The 1,757-nt window shown below is 66.0% G+C and carries 1 protein-coding gene; it reads right to left on the bottom strand.

Translation table 11 applies throughout. From position 1 onward, the window contains the following. A partial coding sequence (locus tag KI811_RS18360; RefSeq protein WP_214187917.1) for a plasma-membrane proton-efflux P-type ATPase occupies window positions 1-1,757 on the bottom strand: 1,757 nt, incomplete at both ends.

The following is a 1,757-nucleotide window of genomic DNA, read 5'->3' as shown; positions in this document are numbered from 1 at the left end:
GCGAGAATCGCCCCGTCGTTCAGAAGCGCCAGAAGCACGATCATCACCGCCGTGACCGGATAGAAGTTGAAGACAAGGATCGAAAGGGTGATGAAGAGAAGAACCCGGATCGTCTCGGAGATCCGGTAGATGGTGTAGCTGGTCATCCGCCGGAAAATCCGGCGGCTCTCGGTGACGGCGTCAATGATGACCGAGAGGCCGGGGGTGAGGAGAACGATGTCTGCCGCGGCCCGGGCGGCGTCGGTAGCCCCTGATACGGCAATCCCTGCGTCCGCCTTTTTGAGGGCGGGGGCATCGTTGACGCCATCGCCGGTCATTCCCACGATGTGCCCCTCCTGCTGGAGGGCCTCGACGATGTGGAACTTGTGCTCGGGGAAGACCTGGGCAAAGCCGTCGGCCTTGTCGATGGCTTCGGCGAGCCGTGATGCCTCCCGGTAGTCGGCGCCGGTCAGGAGCGCGGCATCGAGGATCCGGTCACCGAGGCCGAGCTCTCTGCCGATTTCCCGCGCGATGGCGAGTTGATCGCCCGTCACCATCTTGACCCGTGTCCCCATACGGCGGGCTGCGGCCAGGGTCTCCCGGGAATCGTCCCGCGGAGGGTCGAAGAGGGGGAGGATGCCGAGCATGCGCCACGCCCCTTCCCTGTCGGCGCGGGCCACGCCGAGGGAACGGAACCCCCGGGCCGCGAACGCTTCCACGGCACCGTCGATCCGGGTACGGACCTCGGGGGGAGGAGACGCAAGTCCGACGATGACCTGCGGGGCTCCCTTGGTGACCGTGAAGGTGGTCCCGTCGGGGGCGGAAACCGTTGCCTCGGTCCGCTTGGCCACGGGGTCGAAGGGAACAAAGCGAAGCACCCGGTATCCTTCCGGGGATGCTCCTGCCGGGAGTTTGCGTAAAATGGCCAGATCGATGGGATCAGCGTCCTCCCGTCGGGAAGCGAGGGCCGCGGCGAGGATGACGGCCTCAGGATCGATCCCCTCAGCACAGGAGGGGTCGCCAAGGGTCAACTCGTTCTTGGTGAGGGTCCCGGTCTTATCGGAGCAGAGGATATCCATCCCCGCAAGCTCTTCGATGGCGGCAAGACGGCTCACGATGGCCTGGCGGCCGGCAAGTATCCGCGCCCCCACCGCCATGGTAACCGAGAGGATGGTCGGCATTGCCACGGGGATGGCCGCCACGGTCAGAACCAGGGCGAACTGGAGCGTTTCACCGATGGGATCCCCCCGGAAGAGGGCCACGGCGATGATCACCGCCACGAGGCCAATGGCGACGACGATGAGGTAATCGCCGATCTTAAGGACGGCCCGCTGGAAGTGGCTGACGGTCCGGGCCTCCTCCACGAGCCGGGCGGTTTTCCCGAAGGATGTCTCCTGCCCGGTGGCGTAGACAAGGGCGTTACCCTCGCCCCGCCTTACCACGGTTCCCGAGTAGACGGCCTCGCCCGCCCCGCGCGAGACGGGAAGAGACTCGCCGGTCAGGGCCGACTGGTCCATCTCCAGGGGATCCCCTTCGATGAGGCGTGCATCGGCCGGGACGATGTCCCCGAGCCGGAGCCGGATCACATCCCCCGGAACCAGTTCCCGAGCAGGCACACTCTGCCACTCGCCGCGCCGGACCTTTGCCTTGAGGGCAAGGGTCTGCTTCAGGGCCGCAATGGCATTGCCCGCCTGGTACTCCTCCCAGAAACCCACGACGGCATTCACCATGAGGAGGACGACGATGATTCCAAAATCCTCCCAGTGCCCCACGAGCGC

It is taken from the genome of Geobacter hydrogenophilus, from assembly GCF_018501225.1.
In the GTDB taxonomy this organism is placed as follows: Bacteria; Desulfobacterota; Desulfuromonadia; order Geobacterales; family Geobacteraceae; genus Geobacter; species Geobacter hydrogenophilus.
Note: the sequence above shows the minus strand (reverse complement) of the source record. Positions and strands in the feature narration are given on the sequence as shown.